This window comes from Paenibacillus sp. G2S3, assembly GCF_030123105.1.
Lineage (GTDB): Bacteria > Bacillota > Bacilli > Paenibacillales > Paenibacillaceae > Paenibacillus_AQ.
On sequence record NZ_CP126095.1, the window covers coordinates 3,401,429 to 3,421,775 of the forward strand.

At 44.2% G+C, this 20,347-nt stretch carries 17 protein-coding genes; 14 read left to right on the forward strand and 3 right to left on the reverse strand.

Annotated features, from left to right (window positions below; all coding sequences use genetic code 11):
• The first annotated feature begins 62 nt into the window (after positions 1 to 62).
• Both QNH28_RS14875 and QNH28_RS14880 read left to right on the forward strand, forming a co-directional pair.
• Positions 63 to 1,400, forward strand: coding sequence for an LLM class flavin-dependent oxidoreductase (locus QNH28_RS14875; protein ID WP_283907379.1), 1,338 nt, complete (start codon positions 63 to 65; stop codon positions 1,398 to 1,400).
• On the forward strand, positions 1,397 to 2,668 hold the full coding sequence (locus QNH28_RS14880) for a M20 metallopeptidase family protein (RefSeq protein WP_283907380.1): 1,272 nt from the start codon (positions 1,397 to 1,399) through the stop codon (positions 2,666 to 2,668). Before QNH28_RS14875 ends, QNH28_RS14880 begins: the two co-directional genes overlap by 4 nt.
• 47 nt (positions 2,669 to 2,715) lie before the next feature.
• Here QNH28_RS14880 and QNH28_RS14885 read toward each other — a convergent pair whose 3' ends face one another.
• Complete coding sequence (locus QNH28_RS14885) at positions 2,716 to 3,762, reverse strand: stalk domain-containing protein (protein ID WP_283907381.1); 1,047 nt, start codon at positions 3,760 to 3,762, stop codon at positions 2,716 to 2,718.
• A 273-nt stretch (positions 3,763 to 4,035) separates the two neighbouring features.
• Here QNH28_RS14885 and QNH28_RS14890 point away from each other — a divergent pair, with 273 nt between their 5' ends.
• Together QNH28_RS14890 and QNH28_RS14895 are read left to right on the forward strand one after the other, a co-directional pair.
• Positions 4,036 to 5,094, forward strand: coding sequence for an LLM class flavin-dependent oxidoreductase (locus QNH28_RS14890; RefSeq protein ID WP_283912157.1), 1,059 nt, complete (start codon positions 4,036 to 4,038; stop codon positions 5,092 to 5,094).
• Positions 5,095 to 5,113: 19 nt separating this feature from the next.
• Positions 5,114 to 5,680 carry an NADPH-dependent FMN reductase gene (locus QNH28_RS14895; protein ID WP_283907382.1) on the forward strand — a complete coding sequence of 189 codons (567 nt, stop codon included), beginning with the start codon at positions 5,114 to 5,116 and terminating at the stop codon, positions 5,678 to 5,680.
• Positions 5,681 to 5,781: 101 nt separating this feature from the next.
• Here the strand turns inward: QNH28_RS14895 and QNH28_RS14900 are convergent, their stop codons facing one another.
• Positions 5,782 to 6,330: a TetR/AcrR family transcriptional regulator gene (locus QNH28_RS14900; RefSeq protein ID WP_283912158.1), complete on the reverse strand. Its 549-nt coding sequence runs from the start codon at positions 6,328 to 6,330 to the stop codon at positions 5,782 to 5,784.
• Positions 6,331 to 6,615: 285 nt separating this feature from the next.
• Here QNH28_RS14900 and QNH28_RS14905 point away from each other — a divergent pair, with 285 nt between their 5' ends.
• Genes QNH28_RS14905 through QNH28_RS14925 form a run of 5 tightly spaced genes read left to right on the forward strand, consistent with a single transcriptional unit; the run spans position 6,616 to position 9,663 of the window.
• The gene (locus tag QNH28_RS14905) at positions 6,616 to 7,356 is read left to right on the forward strand and encodes a carboxymuconolactone decarboxylase family protein (RefSeq protein ID WP_283907383.1); all 741 of its coding nucleotides are present in this window, start codon (positions 6,616 to 6,618) and stop codon (positions 7,354 to 7,356) included.
• A gap of 21 nt (positions 7,357 to 7,377) precedes the next feature.
• A complete protein-coding gene (locus tag QNH28_RS14910) occupies positions 7,378 to 8,040 on the forward strand; it encodes an SDR family oxidoreductase (protein WP_283907384.1) in 663 nt (220 codons plus the stop codon).
• A gap of 12 nt (positions 8,041 to 8,052) precedes the next feature.
• The gene (locus QNH28_RS14915; protein WP_283907385.1) at positions 8,053 to 8,217 is read left to right on the forward strand and encodes a hypothetical protein; all 165 of its coding nucleotides are present in this window, start codon (positions 8,053 to 8,055) and stop codon (positions 8,215 to 8,217) included.
• 28 nt (positions 8,218 to 8,245) lie between these two features.
• Complete coding sequence (locus QNH28_RS14920) at positions 8,246 to 8,641, forward strand: cupin domain-containing protein (protein WP_283907386.1); 396 nt, start codon at positions 8,246 to 8,248, stop codon at positions 8,639 to 8,641.
• A 41-nt stretch (positions 8,642 to 8,682) separates the two neighbouring features.
• Entirely contained in the window at positions 8,683 to 9,663 is a 981-nt protein-coding gene (locus QNH28_RS14925; RefSeq protein ID WP_283907387.1) for an aldo/keto reductase, read from the forward strand.
• Between the two features lie 113 nt (positions 9,664 to 9,776).
• Here QNH28_RS14925 and QNH28_RS14930 read toward each other — a convergent pair whose 3' ends face one another.
• Positions 9,777 to 10,556, reverse strand: coding sequence for an AraC family transcriptional regulator (locus tag QNH28_RS14930; RefSeq protein WP_283907388.1), 780 nt, complete (start codon positions 10,554 to 10,556; stop codon positions 9,777 to 9,779).
• A 225-nt stretch (positions 10,557 to 10,781) separates the two neighbouring features.
• On the opposite strand from QNH28_RS14930, the gene QNH28_RS14935 reads away from it, so the two are divergent.
• The 5 genes from QNH28_RS14935 (at position 10,782) to QNH28_RS14955 (ending at position 19,688) form a co-directional block, all read left to right on the forward strand.
• Positions 10,782 to 11,441, forward strand: coding sequence for a ThuA domain-containing protein (locus QNH28_RS14935; RefSeq protein WP_283907389.1), 660 nt, complete (start codon positions 10,782 to 10,784; stop codon positions 11,439 to 11,441).
• Between the two features lie 24 nt (positions 11,442 to 11,465).
• Positions 11,466 to 12,569: a Gfo/Idh/MocA family protein gene (locus QNH28_RS14940; RefSeq protein WP_283907390.1), complete on the forward strand. Its 1,104-nt coding sequence runs from the start codon at positions 11,466 to 11,468 to the stop codon at positions 12,567 to 12,569.
• 227 nt (positions 12,570 to 12,796) lie between these two features.
• The gene (locus QNH28_RS14945) at positions 12,797 to 15,268 is read left to right on the forward strand and encodes a GH39 family glycosyl hydrolase (protein WP_283907391.1); all 2,472 of its coding nucleotides are present in this window, start codon (positions 12,797 to 12,799) and stop codon (positions 15,266 to 15,268) included.
• 272 nt (positions 15,269 to 15,540) lie between these two features.
• Entirely contained in the window at positions 15,541 to 16,653 is a 1,113-nt protein-coding gene (locus QNH28_RS14950) for an alpha/beta hydrolase (RefSeq protein WP_283907392.1), read from the forward strand.
• Between the two features lie 230 nt (positions 16,654 to 16,883).
• On the forward strand, positions 16,884 to 19,688 hold the full coding sequence (locus tag QNH28_RS14955; protein WP_283907393.1) for a DUF8487 domain-containing protein: 2,805 nt from the start codon (positions 16,884 to 16,886) through the stop codon (positions 19,686 to 19,688).
• The last annotated feature ends 659 nt before the right edge of the window (positions 19,689 to 20,347 follow it).

The window sequence follows — 20,347 nt, forward strand, 5'->3', positions numbered from 1 at the left end:
CAGTTTTTCATGAAGTGAAATCTAGGAAGCGTATGCTCACAAAACTTTTAGGAGGAATGAACATGACCAAACCAAGACAACTGAAGCTGGGTGCACTGCTGCATGGGGTAGGAGGCAGCACGTCGATGTGGCGCCATCCAGATGCCAAACCAGATGCCAGTGTAAACTTTGAATTATACAAAGGGTGGGTACAGAAGGCAGAAGAAGGCAAGCTGGACCTGATCTTCATCGCAGACGGTCTCTACATTAATGAAAAGTCCATTCCTCATTTCCTTAACCGGTTTGAGCCGCTGACCATCCTTAGCGCACTCGCAGCCGTCAGCACTAATATCGGGTTGGTTGGTACCTTGTCTACCTCCTACAGTGAACCGTTTACTGTAGCGCGTCAATTCGGATCACTGGATGTAATCAGCGGAGGCCGAGCCGGCTGGAATGTGGTGACTTCACCGCTGGAAGGCTCTGCCTCGAATTACAGCAAAAAAGAGCATCCTGACCATGGCAAGCGTTACCGCATTGCCACCGAATATTTGCAGGTCACGCGCGGATTATGGGACTCTTGGGAGGATGATGCGTTTGTCCGAGACAAGGAATCAGGTGTATTCTTTGATCCGCAAAAAATGCATACCCTGGACCATCAAGGAGAGTTCTTCTCCGTGAAGGGACCGCTGAATATTGCTCGTTCGAAGCAGGGGCAGCCAGTCGTGTTTCAAGCAGGCTCCTCGGAAGTCGGTAAGAATTACGCCTCCAAGGAAGCGGATGCTATCTTCACTGGACACGAAACGCTAGAAGACGCCCAGACATTCTACAGCGATGTTAAGACACGGGTAGCATCGTTTGACCGGAATCCGGATGAGGTGCTGATCTTTCCTGGAATTGCTCCAATCATCGGTGACACGCCGGAGGAGGCAGAGCGCAAATATCAGGAGGTTGCTGGCCTTGTAACGATTGAGAATGCTCTGAACTACTTAGGTAGATTCTTCGAACACCATGATTTCTCGCAATATCCGCTGGATGAACCGTTCCCTGAGCTTGGCGAGTTGGGGCGCAATAGCTTTCAGAGCGGTACAGATAAAATCAAAAAGGATGCGAAGGAGAAAGGCTTGACGCTTCGACAGGTCGCATTGCAATCGGCTACCCCGCGCAGCAGCTTCATTGGCACACCGGAGCAAGTAGCTGATCAGATTCAAACTTGGTTTGAGAGTCATGGGGCAGACGGATTTATGATCGCGGCTGCCGTCCCTAACGGACTGGAGGAATTCATTGATCGGGTGGTGCCGATTCTGCAGGAGCGGGGTTTGTTCCGCACTGAATACGAAAGTGACACGCTGCGTGGAAACCTCGGCATTCCGTTACCAGAGAACCGCTATTCCAAAGCTTCTCAGCCAGCAGGGCAAATTTGACGGTTGATCCAGTATTGGCTATCAATCAAAATTTGGGTATTGCGGAGATGATGGATTACGTAGGCCAGCTACAGGATGAAATGATTGAACACCGTCGTGATTTGCATGCCCATCCGGAGCTACTGTACGATGTCGTCCGTACTTCTGGTAAAGTAGCGGAATTGCTGGAGGAGTGGGGGATCACAGTACGGAGAAATGTCGGCAAACATTTCGGAATGGGGGTGGTCGGCCTCCTGCAGGGGTTGGCCGGCAATGGTTCAACTCTTCTTCTAAGGGCAGATATGGATGCCCTGCCAATACGAGAGGGTAATGAGTTGCCATACAAGTCAGTGAATGACGGCATCATGCACGCCTGTGGCCATGATGCTCATACCGCTATGCTGTTGGGTGCTGCCCGAACCTTGGCAGCCTTCCGGGAGCGATTGTCCGGTACAGTCATCTTCGTCTTTCAGCCGGCTGAGGAAGGCGCAGTCAAAAGTCCGCGTGATGGCAGACTACTCTCGGGTGGACGCGATCTCATTGAAGACAGCGTACTGGAAGGTGTGGATTACGCTTACGCACTGCATGTCATGCCTGAGCTTCCGGTTGGTACGCTTGGTATTCATCCTCATTATGCCATGGCAGCATCCAGTCATTTTAAGGTGGGATTTCAGGGAACATCCGGTCATCATAGTGCTCCGCACCAAGCTGTAGATGCAATCCAGATGGCGGCACGATATATTGGAGAGATCAACGGAATGATGGCTAATCGAATCGATCCGCAGGAGGCGGCAGTGTTGGCCTTCGGTACGTTGCAAGCAGGTACTGCTATTAATGTGATCGCTGAACACAGTGAACTGACAGGAACGTTCAGAGCATTTACCAAGCGTACGGTAGCTGCGATTACAAATGGTTTACAGCGCCATGCTTCAGCTATAGCTGAGTCTTACGGAGGGAAATACAAGCTGGAGCTGCGTGAAGGAATTACAGTAGTGAACAACGCGGAAGCGGTTCAGCAGGTGCTTCACGCAGCCCTTGCAGTTCTAGGAGAGGACCAGGTAATACTGCTGGAGCAGCCAAGTCTGGCTGGTGAGGATTTTGGTTGGTATCTTGAAAAGGTTCCCGGTGCCTTCGCCTTTATTGGTTGCGGTAATAAGGAGAAGGGAATTGTCCATGCTATTCATCAGCCACAGTTTAATATCGATGAAGCGATGCTAGTTCATGGTGCGAGGATACTGGTTAGACTCGCAATACAGCATAATGGATCGGCCAGCGGTAAACAAAAGTAAAAGGTACCCCAATGGGATACCTTTTACTTTTGTTTAGGCTTGTCAACTCACCAGAAATACGTTTCGAATGTGTAACCGTTTTTCCCAAAGAATGTTATCTCCCCGCTTGTCACGCCCTCAGGAATGTCAAAAAACATGCCTTGTTTACCCGAGATATCATAGGTATGAGTTACTCTCTTATCATGAACTTTGTAACTTACCTCGAAATGACTGAATTTCTTCTTAAGTCCTTGATCGAACATACCGACACTAACGAGTTGTCCGCACCTCTTCACTTGGACGTCGTCTCCATCATCCCCCATGCCTAAATCCATACTCCAGTCCAAACTCCCGTTTTTTAAACGATCGATGTATTTCAACGTAAGCGATTCTACGCCATCTTCCTCTTCGATATGTAAGAGTACAGCTGTATATTTATCAATAATCCGAGAGTCCAGAACTGGAATTCCGCTCAAAATAGCAAATTCAGTTAACTCCTGCTCTGTTATTGCCTCTCCTGAGGGGTCATCCAGCTCGATAGGCTTCATTCCTAGCCAATCTTCCCACTCCTCAGGAGATTCGAGTTCAGCACGAAAGTCATCATCCGTGGTAATGATCGCTGTTCTAGTTGCTACATCCCAATCAACAGAGATCCCGATTCGTTCGGCAATAGCGCGCAATGGAACCATAATATCACTGCCGGAGAGATAAGGTGTAGGACTCTTCCAATCGATCCAGATATCAGAATCCTCTATATCTTCGTTGTAATCGCTAAACATATAATCACTTTTATCCGGATAAATAGAAAGTGCTCCATTAAAATGTGAAATAAACACGTGTGGATATTCATTATCTATAAACTTCGTAATATCGGCTTGAATGTCGGGATGCTCAAAAATTTGGGTTGGAACGAATGTTTTTCCGTCTATTAACGTTGGTAACTCATCTTGAAAGGAAAAGTTCATGCCATTAATTGTGACGGAGGGGTGGATTACAGAACGTTCGATAGAATCAGATAGTTTCGGTGAAACAGAAGCCGATGCGAAGATTGGAGTCGAATAGGAGGTCAACAAGATAAGAATAATCAATACGTTTATGAAGCGGCGGTTGTGCATGATTGTAACTCTCCTTTAATTGTTCATCATGTTAATTACGAAATCAATATGCTAAATATACCATATAGAGATTATTATAGGGCTTTCAAACAGCCATTCTGGAAAAGGGGATTCTTAGCACAAAGGCTGAATTCGAATATTTTGTTCTTAACAAGAATCATTAGTTTGACATTATGCAAGCATTTAACTATACTTATTATAGTCACTTACTTAAATATATTAATAAGGAAAATCATAAACGAATTCAAACTTCTTAAAGAAAAGAGGATAATCATGGACCAATATCGGATCACTGCAGACAATGGCTTAGAGTTTGGACTTTATACATTAGGTGATCATCTAGCGAACCCTGAAACTGGGAGCAGAATATCTGCCAAACAACGCATACGTGAAATCATTGACTTGGCTCAATTAGCGGAGCAAGCAGGAATTGATTTTTTTAGTGTAGGAGAGAGTCATCAAGAGTATTTTGCTACTCAGGCGCATACCGTTGTGCTATCAGCGATAGCTCAGGCTACTAAAAAAATGAAAATAGGTAGCTCGTCTACGATTATAAGTACCTCTGATCCGGTAAGAGTGTACGAAGATTTCGCTACAATTGATTTGATCTCCAATGGTCGAGCTGAAATTATAGCTGGGCGTGCCTCCAGAGTGGGGTTATATGAATTGTTGGGTTATGATCTTAACAATTATGAGGAATTATTTGAAGAAAAATTCGACTTGTTATTAAAGATAAATGAAAACGAAGTTATGAATTGGAAGGGGGAATTTCGTAACCCTCTCAAAAATGCAAGAATCCTCCCCCGTCCTGAAGAGGGAAACTTACCGATATGGCGAGCTGTAGGGGGGACTTCTGCCAGTGCGATCAAAGCAGGCATTGCAGGTGTTCCTATGTTTTTGGCCCATTTAGGGGGTCCCGCTGTCTTGTTCAAAAGATCCATTGATGCTTATCGTGAAGCTGCAAGTCAGAACGGATTCGATCCGTCGAAGCTACCTGTAGCGACTGCTGGATTCTTTTACGCGGATGAAACGACACAGAAGGCACAAAGAGCCTATTATCCATATATAAACGAAGGAATGAAATTAACAAATGGACGTGGTTTTCCTAAACAGGCTTTTGCTCAAGGAGCCGATCCGCGCGATGTTATGAATATTGGCAGCCCACAGGAAATCATTGAAAAAATTCTATATCAACATGAACTCTTCGGCCATCAACGATATATCGCACAAATGGATTTTGGTGGTGTACCTTTTGAGAATTTAATGAAAAACATAGATTTAATCGGTTCTGAAATTCTACCAGCTATTAAAAAATATACGGCGAAAAAATAATCTCCAGGAGGTCAGAAATATGAAAATCGTAGCGTTATCAGGGTCAATGATAGGCTCGAAAACCCGAATTGCCATGAATTATACAGTAAATTCGTTTCAAGAAAAATATCAGGATGCAGAAGTTACACTTCTAGATCTGGCGGAGTATGATGTTCAGTTCAGTGATGGTCGCAATTATCTGGAATACGAAGGGGACACCAAGTACGTCATTCAAACGATCATGGAAGCAGATGTAATCGTAATCGGAACGCCTATATTTCAAGCTTCCATCCCAGCAACCCTAAAAAATATATTCGATTTAGCGCCCGAAAAAGCATTTCATAATAAGGTAGTAAGTATGCTGGTCACGGCAGGTTCTGCACGACACTATCTGGTAGCTGAGCAGCAATTGAAACCAATATTGTCCTATATGAAAGCGCAAATTGTTCAAACGTATGTTTTTATAGAAGAGAAGGATTTTCATAGAAAAGAAATAGTAAACGATGATGTGCTATTCCGTATAGACCGCTTAGTGGAAGATACTTATGTACTATCTGAGACTTATGCCAAAATTCGAGAGGCTGAAGAAGCAAAATATGGTTTCTAAGGAAAATCAATATATCCTGACATTTCGCAAACTAAATCACCCTTCATCCATTAGGATGAGGGGTGATTTGTGTACGAAAAGATTACATATACCAAAACTTACTACTCACAATTTCTATCCAACAAGGCTCCCAGCTGTTCTGCTAAAACTTGATAAGTTACAGGTCTTTCATTCGTAAACCACCATTCAACGACACCCACATACGATGAAGCTACAAATTGTACGACTAGATCTTTATTTAAGCCTTCGTTTTTACCCTTTGTGATATCGACTTCGTCTTTGAACTCTTCTTTTAGAAACTCCAGAAAACGACTTCGGAAGAAAGGTGCTCCTTTACTAGCTAACATCATGGAGAAAAAGGCATAATTACTCTCAAAGTATTCCGTCCAAATCACAGACCCCGTTACAAAATCCAGATCAGAGACTGATGCACATCGCTCACGAAGTTCATTGATATGGCTCTCGATAAGCTTATCCAGTAGATCATATTTATCCATATAGTGAAGGTAAATGGTACCACGGCTCACATTTGCTTTATCTGAGAGTTCCTGAAGGGTTATATCATCAAAATTTTTCACGCTCATTAGGTCAATTACTGCTGTCTTCAAGGCTTCCTGCGTTTTAAGGATTCTTCGATCGACTTTAGACAATTTGCTCACCGAACTTTCTTTATTCATAAAAAATAGAGTAAGAATTCTTTATATAACATACTATAACAAACTCAACAATGGGATATCTGTTTATATATTTATATAAAAGAATCGCGAATACGTAGTAGGAAATAAACAAATTCGATGATTTTGTTTATTAATATACAAATCGCATCAAATTAACAATTGGCACAAAATTTAATCCGATTATAATAATAGACATGTGATCATTATTGTAATTATGCGTATTAAATATTCATTATCCTAAGAAAGGATTGTTGTACCATGGATAAACATCAAGAAAGAATGTTTCCAGGCTATGAATCTAAGCTGTTGGAAACAGATCCTGAGTTTATAGAGCTTTTCGATAACTTTGCATTTGATGAAGTAGTAAATCAGGACGATTTGGATGATCATACTCGTATGATGGCTATTCTGTCCGTTTTAATTGGCTGTCAAGGCATTGACGAGTTTAAAGCCTTGCTTTCAGCAGCACTTAACTTTGGTGTTACTCCAGTGGAAGTAAAGGAAATTGTATATCAATCAGTCCCTTATCTTGGCATTGGGAGGGTATTTCCCTTTCTACAAGCAGTGAATGAGATTTTGACTGCTCAAGGCGTTGAACTACCTTTACCTGGTCAGGGGACTACAACCACAGAAAATCGTTTAGAGGCGGGAATTCAAGCACAAGTAGATATTTTTGGAGAAGGCATGAAGCATTTCTGGAAATCAGGTCCGGAAGAGAGTCAACACATCAATCATTGGCTTGCAGCTAATTGCTTTGGTGATTACTACACCCGAAATGGACTCGACTACAAAGAAAGAGAAATGATTACATTCTGCTTTCTTTTTGCGCAAGGTGGATGTGAACCCCAATTGATTAGTCATGCAGCTGCCAATATGAGACTTGGAAATGATAAGTTGTTCCTTATCAAGATTATATCTCAATGCCTGCCTTTTATAGGGTATCCGCGCAGTTTGAATGCTCTTCGGTGTGTGAATGAAGCAGCAGCTACATCGGAATAAGAAGTTTAGGAGGAAATGATTATGAACAATCGCACATGGCTTATTACCGGTGTGAGCAGTGGTTTTGGTTATGAGATGACGAAACAGCTTCTTGAGAAGGGCAATAAGGTTATCGGTACTGTTCGTAACAAAAGCAAGGTCGCCGACCTCATTGAGAAGTATCCCGAAACCTTCACTTGCGAGATTCTAGATGTAACCGATTTTCCTGCTATTCGTAATCTTGTCGATAGATCTTTTGAAAAGTTTGGACGTATCGACGTTATCATAAGCAATGCCGGCTATGGTCTTTTCGGGGCCGCTGAAGAACTATCTGATGACGAGGTAAATCACATTATCGCTACGAACCTAACGGGATCCATCCAGCTTATCCGTTCTGCGATTCCGCATTTGCGGACACAGGGTGGTGGCCGCATTATCCAGATCTCCTCCTATGGTGGTCAGGTAGCCTTCCCCGGCAATTCGTTATATCATGCAACCAAGTTTGGTATTGAGGGCTTTTGTGAGTCCGTTGCTCAGGAGGTTTCAGCTTTTAACATCGGTATTACATTGGTGGAACCGGGAGGGGCCCGTACCGAGTTCCGTTATGGGAGCGCACAGGTAGCAAAACTCATGTCAGAATACGAAGGCAACCCAGCACATAGCTTTTTGAACATGCTGGATGCTTCTAAGAGTTTAGCTCCTTGAGACCCTGTGCGAATGGCTGCCCGCATCATAGAAAGTGTCGAAGTAGAGCCGGCACCGATACGAATGGTACTCGGATCTCAAGCACTGTCAAGCACGATTTCGACCCTAAAAGCTAGAGTTGCTGATTACGAGATGCAGAGCGAACTAGCAGCTTCTACTGACTTTCCAGCAGAATGAAAAAATAGACAGAAAGTAGGAATCAACGATGAAAAATGAACAACTTAGTAACAGCACTATTTTTCCTTTAGGAGAAAAAGTGAAAGCAAACTTTACGGGTGACGCTTATTTGCAAATGGTGTTTACAGATCCGAAGCCGCTTAATACCGCAATTGGTAATGTAACCTTTGCTCCAGGCGCCCGCAATAACTGGCATGCTCATCAGGTTGGACAAGTTCTGTTAGTCACTGGTGGAAATGGCTGGTATCAGGAAGAAGGAAAACCTGCTCAATTGCTAGAAACAGGTGATGTGGTCAACATCCCCCCTAATGTGAGACATTGGCATGGTGCGACAAAGGACAGTTGGTTTGTTCATTTGGCTATGACACCAGGCGAAACAGAATGGTTTGAAGTAGTCAATGACGAATGGTTTGAAGCACTGTAGAAATCGAACGTTGCTTAACCTTAGAAATGGAGGCTTATTCTATGGAATACATCAAATTTGGAAATACGGGAATGGACGTCTCTCGGATTTGCCTTGGTTGTATGAGCTTTGGAAAGGTGCTGCCTGGCGGGCACCAATGGGTGCTTGATGAGGAGAACAGTCGTCCTATCATTAAAAGAGCGCTTGAGCTCGGGATCAATTTTTTTGATACAGCTAATATTTACGCAAGTGGTTCCAGTGAAGAGATTATCGGCCGTGCGCTTAAGGATTATGCGAATCGAGATGAAATTGTTCTCGCCACGAAGGTCTGGGGTCGCATGCGTCCAGGTCCAAATGGTGGTGGGCTTTCTCGAAAAGCTATTTTGGGCGAAATAGATAACAGTTTGAAGAGACTTGGGACTGATTATGTGGATCTCTATATCATTCACCGCTGGGATTACAACACACCCATTGAAGAAACCATGGAGGCCTTGCATGATGTGGTAAAGTCTGGAAAGGCTAGATATATTGGTGCTTCTGCTATGTATGCATGGCAATTTCAAAAAGCATTACATGTAGCCGAGAAAAAGAACTGGACTCGCTTTGTATCCATGCAAAATCACCTTAATCTCATCTACCGAGAAGAGGAAAGGGAGATGATGCCGCTTTGTCAGGATCAAAAAATTGCGGTAACCCCTTATAGTCCTCTAGCATCAGGAAGATTGATTCGAGATTGGTCGGATACGACGCGTAGATCCGAAACCGATCTCATTCAAAAATCAAAGTATGATTCAACTGCTGATGTAGATCGATTAATCGTTGAGCGAGTAGCGTCATTAGCAGAGAAACGAGGCGTAACACGTACTCATATCGCACTTGCATGGCTGTTGCAAAAAGCTTCTGTAGCTGCTCCAATTGTGGGTGCGACGAAAATTGCTCAGCTCGAAGATTCAGTAGATGCTCTTTCGGTGAAATTATTACCTGAAGAAATTTCATTTCTTGAAGAGTTGTACGTTCCTCATCCAATAGTTGGAGCTCAGTAATAACTACTTTGCAAGCTGTCACTTAAACGTAGACCTTTTCGCCGTCTTTGTGCATCCGAGTATTAAAAAAAAGCCGATGATCTGAACCAAAAGATCATCGGCTTTTTGTTTGCTTAACGTAATTCACTTGGAGTCCGTTGTTTAATCTGTTTAAATACTCTGTTAAAGGTACGGATATTAGTGAAACCGCATTCCAGTGCGATATCTAAAATGGATTTGTCTGTAGTCAGCAGCAGCTGTTCTGCCTGATTGACTCGGATGTTGCTAAGGTACGCAATATAGCTCATCCCCGAAAGACTCTTAAAGAAGCGGGAGAAATAAAAGAGGCTCATATTGGCTTGCCTTGCAGCGTCAGCAAGTGTGATGGGATGCATGTAGTTGACGTCGAGGTATTCAAGAACCCCTTGCATAATTTTCATGTTAGTGATGCGTCTTTTGTCTTTCTGCGGATTAATCTTATCCAAAGGAACATGCCGTAAAATGAGTCCACTCCACTCGTGCAACAAGCCAATGATTAGCTGTTCATGATATTCCAGCTTCTGATTATATTCGACCATAAGTTCCTGCAGGATCAGTGAAAGACGGTTGTTGATACGCACTTCATCTTCTCGTGTAGCTATCCGTTTCTCCATAAATGGGGAAGTCAGTCTCACATTCAGAGGCCATCCTCCAGGAAAACCGATTAACGAAGGATTGAATATCACCATCATTATCTTGGAGCTGCTGTCTTTACTGTCATAGTAGTGGATGTCTCCGCTGCTGCATATAGCCATATCTCCCGCTTTCAAGATCCTCGTTTCGGAGTTAATTCCCATCCGAATTGAGCCTTCAAATACATAAACTATCTCAAGATCGTTATGCCAGTGGGCTAGAAAATCAATATTATCAGACACTATTACAGTGAAAGGGAACGTCGAATGGTATGTTCTATTTTCGTGAAAGGCTTTCATGAGATCTCCTGTTCATGCGGTTAAATTTTAGGTTCACCTCTAAAACTTAGCAAAAAATGACCATTCCTACAAGTGAAATGGCGAGCACTCCTCTTTGATCTAGATTACAATTTCATCAGATGGACGAAAGGTTGATTACATATATATATAGGAAAAGGAGATTGCAGGATGACGAAGAAAGCATTGATTGTAAAAGGTGGATGGGATGGGCATGAACCAAATGAAGTAGCCGCAATTTTTGCTGGCATTCTAGAGGCTGAAGGCTTTGAAGTTGAAGTGTCTGATACGCTGGAGAGCTTCAACAGTGCAGAGAAGCTTGCGGATTTAAGCCTTATTGTACCGGTATGGACCATGGGAGAAATCAGTAATGATCAGGTATCCTCAGTTCTGAAGGCAGTAGCTTCTGGAGTAGGAATTGCCGGTTGTCATGGGGGGATGTGTGACTCTTTCCGTAACAATACAGATTGGCAATTTTTGACCGGGTCACAGTGGGTGGCGCATCCATTTAACGATGGGGTAGAGTACAAAGTCAATATCGTACATTCTGGCTCCAGTCCCATTGTGGAGGGCATCCAAGACTTCAAGGTGAAATCGGAACAATATTATTTACATGTAGATCCTGCAGTGGATGTCTTGGCAACAACTACGTTTGTAATGAGTGAGGGTGAGCATTCAGCGAATGGTATCATCACGATGCCCGTTGTGTATACGAAGAAATGGGGACAAGGGAAGGTTTTTTATAATTCACTTGGACATCATGCAGATGTTTTCGATATTCCGGAAGCCAAGGAACTGATGAGAAAAGGCTTTTTGTGGGCGGCTAACTAAAACTGAGATAAGGTGGGAATGATCTTGCGCAAAGTGAAGGTAGGTATAGTCGGCTGCGGGAACATCAGCAGCATTTATTTTGAGAATTTGAATGGGACCTTCGTTAATACTGAGGTCTATGCTTGTTCCGACCTGGATAAAAGTCGTGCAGAGCAAGCGGCGGAGAAATATGGCGTTCCTCATGTATGGACGACAGAACAATTACTTGCTTCGGAAGAGATTGAAATTGTCGTTAATCTAACAACGCCTAATTTTCATTTTGACGTGTGCAAGCAAGCCTTGCTAGCAGGCAAGCATGTGTATGTGGAGAAACCATTATCTCTTTCCCTGGAAAATGGCACCGAGTTAGTTCGTCTAGCGAAGGAGAAGAACCTGTTCCTTGGCTGCGCGCCAGACACTTTCCTCGGAGGCGGTCTGCAAACCTGCAGTAAGCTGATTGCGGATGGCTATATCGGGGAGCCGGTGGCAGCAACTGCCTTTATGCTCTGTCATGGACATGAAAGCTGGCATCCTGATCCAGAATTCTATTATAAAGCCGGTGGAGGACCCATGTTTGACATGGGACCCTACTATCTAACCGCCCTAGTGTCCTTGCTAGGCCCAGCTAAAACCGTATGCGGCATCACTAAAACCTCCTTTGCTCATAGAACGATCACCAGCGACAAGAAGTTTGGTAAAGTCATTGATGTAGAGGTGCCTACACATGTTGCCGGAACGATTGAGTTTGACAGTGGTGCCGTGGCAACCATGATCACCAGCTTTGATGTTTGGCACAGTACTTTACCGAGGATCGAAATCTACGGATCGCAAGGAACCTTGATCGTACCGGACCCTAACAACTTTGGAGGGCCGATCCTTTTACGCCCGGCACACAGCCCGGAATTTCAGGAGATCCCGCTTATCTACAATTATGCAGATAACAGTAGAGGCATAGGTGTTGCGGATATGGCCCGCTGCATCGACACGGGGGAAACTCCTCGTGCAAACGGAGAACTCGCCAATCACGTACTTGAAATAATGCATGCATTCCATACAAGTTCTGACTCTAAACGGTATGCCGAGCTGGTTACCAGCTGCGAGCAGCCCAAGCCACTGCCGCTGGGCTTAGTCAAAGGGTATTTAGGGTAGTAATTTCCCAGAGTAAATTACTGGAGATTACGCCGCATATCAAAAAGGGTAGAAGACTGTAAGATAAGTCTTTACCCTTTTTGATAAACAGCAACAGGTGGATCTATGAAATGTTCGAGTGCTAACTCAAAAAGTCGATATTAACGGTAAACTTGATTTCATCGGTTTATATGTTAGGATTTTGGAGAGGTAAGACTCTATAAAGATTTAAAAATAGGAGGTTAGGTATGCAAGAAAATACATTGATAGCCTCGGATTTCAGGTTTTCAATTAACCTCCCTGAAGACGCTATCGCTTCCTGGCATCAAGAACTTGAGGTAATGTACATTTTGCAGGGAACTGGGGTACTACAGTTGGATGACAATCAGTTTACCTATGAAGTTCGGCAGGATGACATTATTGTGCTGAATAGCTACCAACTGCACGCTTTAGATATGCAAGGTTCGGGCAAGGCGCTGTCGTTGTTTATCTCGCCCGCATTTTCGGCAGCTTTTTGTCCTGAGATTGAAAGTATTATTATAGAGTGTAAGTCTTTTCTGTACCCTAAGGAGGAGCAGACTCGCTTTAATTTACTCCGTAGTGAGTTCGCCAGTGTATTCCAAGCCCTTTACAAAAATGAATCTCATTTACCTATATTGCTGCGCAGCCGTGTGGGGGTACTGCTGAACAACCTAGTACATAATTTTTTCGATCAGAACAAGCAGAAGGATCCCTCCAGATCCTCAAGCAGGGAAAGGTTACGCAAAGCCACCGATTATATTCACCGACACTATCGGGAGAATATTACACTGAGTGGACTAGCCACCACTATCTATTTAAGCAGCTCCTATTTGTCTCATTTATTTCAGAAACAGCTCGGTCTTACTTTCACTACCTACCTTACAAATGTTAGGTTGAGTCAGGCAGTCGCTCTTCTTCGTAGTGAAAGAACGATCACGGACATCGCCTCAGAAGTTGGGTTTCCAAGTACCAATGCGTTGATCGACGCCTTCAAACGACGTTTTGGCGTTACACCAGGGCAATACCGTCACATCAATGAGCATGATGCCGCTGATCCTAAGGAGAACGGTATGACCAGTGAAGGATTCTCCACCGATTTTTCTTCACTGATGCGGCATTTGCATCAACCCGATCAATCTAATGTCCGCCCTCAGGTCAACGAGGTACATGACCTTCATGTGGAGATAGGCCATAAGATCCGGACACTGACTCATAATTGGCGAACGTTGGTAAATGCAGGATATGCCAAAGATCTGTTGAATGGCGCGGTGCAGACACAAATACGAAAGCTGCAAAAGGAGATTGGCTTTCGCTATATGCGCTGCAAAGGTCTGTTGGACGATGACATGATGCTGTATGTTAAGAAAATGTCGGGTAGCGTAGATTATAACTTTGTATATGTAGATGAGGTGCTGGACTTCATGCTTTCTGTGGAGTTAAAACCTTATGTGGAATTTAGTTATATGCCCTCTGCATTAGCGAGGGAAGCCGTGTTTCCATTTAAGAGGCCGAGCATCCTATCTATGCCTGAGCAATTAAATGAATGGCTCGCCCTTGTGACTTTCCTTGTTAGGCATTTCATTGACCGGTATGGGCTTGAGTCAGTGCGGGAATGGAGGTTTGCTCCTTTCGTGAGTCCAGAGTTTTCGGGTTATGGTGTGTTTACCATGGAAGAATACTGGGTGCTTTACCGAGAAACCACCCACGCCATCCGCGCTATCGATCCGCAGCTACATATTGTTGGTCCAGGAAGCAACATTGATTCAAGTGATTTTATTAGCGATTTTCTAGTGTCTTGCAGTAAGGGGAATTGTTTGCCCGATTCTCTGGCTCTACGTGCTTATCACAGCATATTACCGGGGCAGGAAGACACTGGTCTTCAGCTCTTGGCAGAGGATGAGGCTTTTCCACTTGCGGTAAGCGGCGATGAACAGTTTATGAAACACGCGTTACAAAAGGTCAAAAAGCTGTTGCGTCAACGTGGTTTCGCTAGTCTGCCCGTGATTCTTGAAGAGTGGAGTAATAACATATGGCAGCGTGATTTGTGTAATGATACCTCCTACAAATCTGCTTTTCTTTTCAAAAATATTCTGGAGAATTACGACCAGTTTGAGGCTATGGGATACTGGTCGCTTAGTGACCATATGGAGGAGATCGTTCCTTCGCCGGATCTTTTTCATGGCGGGTTTGGTTTATTCACTCGCGGGGGGTTGCCCAAAAGCTGTTATCGGGCGCTGCAATTGTTGCGGTATGCAGGAAGCAGTCTGATCGCTGAAGGTGACGGGTATTTTATAACTTCCTCCAAAGGTGAAATACAGATATTTTTATATAATTATTGTCATTATGATACTCTATATCGCTACCGTCATACCACTCACTTGACTCAAACCGAACGATACAACGTGTTCAACATACGCAATACCCGTCAGTACCACATTCGTCTCGAGGGCTTAACGCCGGCTGTTTATACAGAACGAAGGTATTCGGTAGGTCCTTCTGGGGGAAGCGCCTTTGATGAATGGTTGAATATGGGGGCACCTAAGGACATGCGTCCTGAAGAATGGTCTTATCTTGAAGGTCGGTCCCTGCCGTTATTTCAAGTGTATTCGCAGCAAGTGACAGAGAATTTTGTGGTAAATACTGTTGTTCAGCCACATGAGGTACAATTGATTCGACTAACACGTCGACTAACACGATAAACAGAAAAAACTACGAGGATGACAAAGGTGTCGTCCTTTTTTTTGTTTTTTATATTGTATTTTTGCTCTAGATGTCATTTTTGGAATCGCTTTCACTAATAATGATAAAGAAAGGATATAACAAAAGAAATAATGCGATATTTTTTCTGCAAACCCAAACCTATAATTGAGTTATAGCAACCAGTATAAATCGCCGCGATTAATTTTACAATTAGGTCTAGCGGAGTAAACATAGGCTGAGTGGATACAACATTCGAAAAGGAGTAATCATCATGGAACGTAAATATACTCAAAAGCTTCTTACATCGATGCTTGAAAGACAGCATGTAATTAATGAAAATGGACTGGATATCCTGATTAAGCCTATTCCTGAAACCGATGAGCCTGGCGTACTGGATCCTCGCTTTCATCAGAGTATGGAGTCAATCCTAAAAGGCTTCAATGGAATGCTGGTTAAGATGATGTTAAAAGGCAGCCGAAAGAAAAATATCCAAAAAAGTGCAGCTCAAATGCGCAAGATGATGAATGGCGTGAACAGCATTCCGATCACTGAAGGTGTTGATGTGAGGCATGCTACCGTTCAGAACGGCGATGTGGCTGTCCCTGTGCGAATTTATACCTCGCAGAAGAAGAGCGGAGAGTTGCAGCCAGTGTTCTATTACATCCACGGAGGTGGTTTTGTAGCAGGAGGACCCGAAGTAGTGGAGGAGATGTGCAAGCTTGTGGTTGCTAATACCGGCTGTGTATCGATTCAGGTTGATTATCGCCTCGCTCCGGAAAACCCATACCCCGCTGGGCTCGACGACTGTTATACCGTATTGAAATGGATATATGCTCACGCCGAAGAATTCAATGGTGATCCGAATCGCATCTGTATTTCCGGTGATTCTGCAGGTGGGAATCTAGCCACGGTATGCGCAATGAAAGATCGGGATGAGGGCAAGCAGATGGTAAAGGCACAGGCACTACTATATCCAAGCGTGGATGCAGCAGGTATGAAGGAACATATGAAGCGCAGAGATGTTTATGAAATATCCCCTTCTCAGGAAAAAGAAATTAGATCTATATTGGATCTGTTGAGCGGTGGTTTAGGAACTGTCGGCTTAGGTGAATATTTGGGCGTGCCCGATGATACAATCCCTCATTTGAGCCCGCTGCGAGGAGATCTGAAAGGGATGCCGCCTGTCATTATTTTGTTTGGCGAATATGACTTTCTACGGATCGAGGATGATGCATATGCCTTAAAGCTGAAGGATTCGGGCGTCAAAGTGAAAACGGTACGGTACAAAGGACTTTCTCACGGTTTTGCCGATCAGGTGGGGGTCACACCGCAAGCGGAAGATAGTTTGATTGAAATTGGAAATTTCATGTTAGAGAATGTGTAATTAATTATAGTCAAAAGCTGCTCAGTGCGGCTTTTTTTATTGTTCTGAAATTACTATTAAATCTTGTCATCAGGCACATTCAAGCTCCGGCTATATTGTAAGATTAGACCTGTCGTCATTCAAATGAGTGTTAACCACTCTACTGAATTATCTGGCTTAATATGCTAAGCTTTATATAGTAGAGCATTATACTGCTAGAGTTCAGTGATTACCATAATAGGAGTGATATTTTGCAGACAAAGATCAGCCTCGAAGGCCAATGGAAGTTGCAATTGGACGAGACAAAACAGGGACTAACCTTGCCTTTTACAGAGGTCATCACACTGCCGGGAACAACATCTTACGCAAGCAAAGGACCAAAGAACGAGGAAGTTTTAGTAAGCGCTCTAGCCGATGAATATTTGTTTGAAGGGCAAGTCTGGTTCGCAAGAGAGGTATTCATTCCGGATGAGCTGGCTGGTAAGGCCTGCTATCTATTTTTGGAACGGACGAGACTTACGACGCTTTGGCTGGACAATACGGAGATCGGTAGCCGTAACAGTCTGAACACCCCGCATATATATGAATTGCCTAAGCTACAAGCTGGAATTCATACAATCACCGTCCGTGTGGACAATACCGATTACCCAACCAAAGGCGGACATTTGACTTCACAGGATACCCAGACCAATTGGAATGGAATTACCGGTCGTATGGAGCTTCAGTTCTATGGAGAATCGAAGCTTACTAATATCCGACTGGAGTCGAATCTGGATGCACGTACCGTTCGTATTACAGCAACCTTGGACAGTAACAGTGAAACTACGCTTGCGGTGTCTGCCCAAAGCTTCAATAGTGAAGAGACACACGCGGTGGACGAGCGTGAGTTTCCTGTTTCTCCGGGGCTTTTTTCCGTTGATTATGTGCTAGGTCAAAACGCGTTGCTCTGGAGTGAAGGCGCTCCCAATCTTTATAATATAACCCTTGTTTTGAAAGACAGGGATGGACATATTACTGACCAACAGGAGCTCATCTTTGGTTTGAAGGAATTCCGAGCGGAGGGCGACAAGTTTACAATCAACGGAGAGAAAACCTTTCTCCGCGGCAAACATGACGGCCTGATCTTCCCGCTCACCGGCTATGCCCCAACTGATGTCGAGGAATGGGTAAGAATCCTTGGCATTTCCAAGTCCTACGGTATCAATCATTATCGCTTTCATACCTGCTGTCCACCGGAGGCAGCTTTTACCGCTGCGGATATGCTTGGGATCTATATGCAACCAGAACTTCCATTCTGGGGTACAATCACGGAAAAAACCGATGAAGGCCATAATCAAGCAGAGCAGGATTATCTGATCAGTGAGGGGTATGCCATTCTCCAGGCCTTCGGCAATCATCCCTCCTTTGTGATGATGTCCCTTGGTAATGAGTTATGGGGCAGTAAAGCTAAAATTGATTCTTTCCTGAAGGACTATAAAACGTTCGATAATCGGATTCTCTATACACAGGGCTCCAATAACCACCAATGGGTACCAGAAATTCTGGAACATGACGATTTCTTCAGTGGGGTACGCTTCTCCAGAGACCGACTGTTTAGAGGCTCTTATGCCATGTGTGATGCACCATTGGGACATGTACAAATCGCTTTGCCGAGCACAATGAAGGATTATGATGATCAGATCGTACCCTCGAATCTCTTGAATGGGGAGGAGATGGAAGCTTCAACTGGCGGCGAGATCCAGATTCAGTATGGTACCGAAGCCAAGACCGTGAAGGCAGATGAGGCTTCCGGAGAATGGATACCGCACATTCCTGTTGTTTCGCATGAGATTGGACAATACGCAACCTATCCAAATTTTGAAGAGATCGAAAAATACACCGGACCACTCAAGGCCGAGAATTTCAAAATTTTCCGTGAACGCTTGGAAAGGAAGGGACTGGGGCATTTAGCCGCTAAATACTTCGAATGTTCAGGGCAGCTGGCCGTAGCCTGTTACAAAGAGGAACTCGAGGCGGCATTCCGCTCCCGGCGGCTTGCCGGCTTCCAGCTCCTAGATCTCCAGGATTTTAGCGGTCAGGGAACAGCATTAATAGGTGTCCTCGACGCCTTTATGGATTCCAAAGGAATGATTTCCCCTGAGGAATGGCGAACCTTTTGCAATGATGCCGTACTGCTGGCGAGATTTCCTAAGTATAACTATGTCTCCGGTGAACCGTTCGTTGCTCATGTAGAGCTAAGCTGCTTCCGCAGCGGTATGCCAGATACACTTGAATTACGTTGGGAGCTGACTGTGGATAACGGTATTTTGGCAGAAGGGACAACCGAGGTGAACGTTCCCTCCGGAACGAATTACATTGATATCTGCGATTTGGAAATAACCCTGCCTGTAGTTGACCGGATGAGTACTATCGTATTGTCGCTCTCGATACAGGGGACAGATATTCGTAAGAGCTACGATCTATGGATTTACCCAGAAAAGAGCGGCAATATGCTGGAAGGCATCCATGTATTCGACAAGCTGTCTAGTGATGCGCTTACACTGCTGGAGCAAGGAGATAGAGTGCTGCTGATGCCAAAGCCGGCAACTCTCCAAAATGCTGTTGAAGGTTATTACTGCACAGATTTTTGGTGTTACCCAATGTTCCGCTCAATCTCAGAGAGCATGAATCGCCCAGTTCCTGTGGGTACCATGGGGCTGTTAATTGATAACAGCCATCCTGTATTCCACGAGTTCCCTAGCGAGGAGTATTCAACATATCCATGGTGGAATATCGTTCAGCACTCAAAATCCATTATCATGGATGAAGCTGATCGCAGTTGGAATCCCGTGGTGCAGACCATCGACAATTTTGAAAGAAATCATAAGCTTAGTTTCCTCGTGGAATGCAGCGTAGGAGCAGGCAACTTACTAGTGTGCGCTATAGATGCAGACAAGGTAAGCGATACGCCTGAAGGAAGACAGTTCTTATCAAGCCTTGCGGGTTACATGAAATCCGCAGCTTTCAAACCACAATACAAAGCAACTGTTAACGAGCTTCTTGAGTTGATCAAGTAGGGGATTGCTAAAGCTCTTCATTGTATTTCATAAGGATGAACAGAACACAGGGACAGTGCTTCTTTATATCCGATGGACCGTATAACAGCAGAGCAGCGATTCTCTAAGTCACGAGAGAACCGCTGCTCTTTTTGTGCTAGTTAGGAGGCAAATTTCAACTTCCACAGTGTAATCATCCTCTAGCTTGTGAGAGTTTAGGACCCAAATGACGCTATTTGACAAATTTCAGCCTTTTGAGCAGCGTTTCGGACTCCAGTGACACTAATGCTTAGAAAGAGGTGCGGATTAGGTGGTTTTTATGATAATAGCGACTATGGGGTCCGTTGACATCCGAAAAGTGGAATAATACTGCGTTTAGGGTCATCTCAGTCCGGTAGGTGCTACGTTGTTGCAGTAGTGCTTAAACATCAAATCAAACAAAAATCAAAGGAGTTCCCCAGCAGCCTTTCACGGCTTGAGGGAACTCTTTTTCGCGTTCTACAAACGGCTTGTATCTAGTAAGGTTGTTTGTATTTATCTGCAACTGAGCAGATTTACAAACGATTTCACAGGGTTAGGGACCTTTGAAAATGATAACCCGGTGCTATCATTGGTAATGAAGCTTGATGAATAAAATTGTAAGCGCATTAACCGATGGCGCCAGAGCCGTTCTTAGTCAT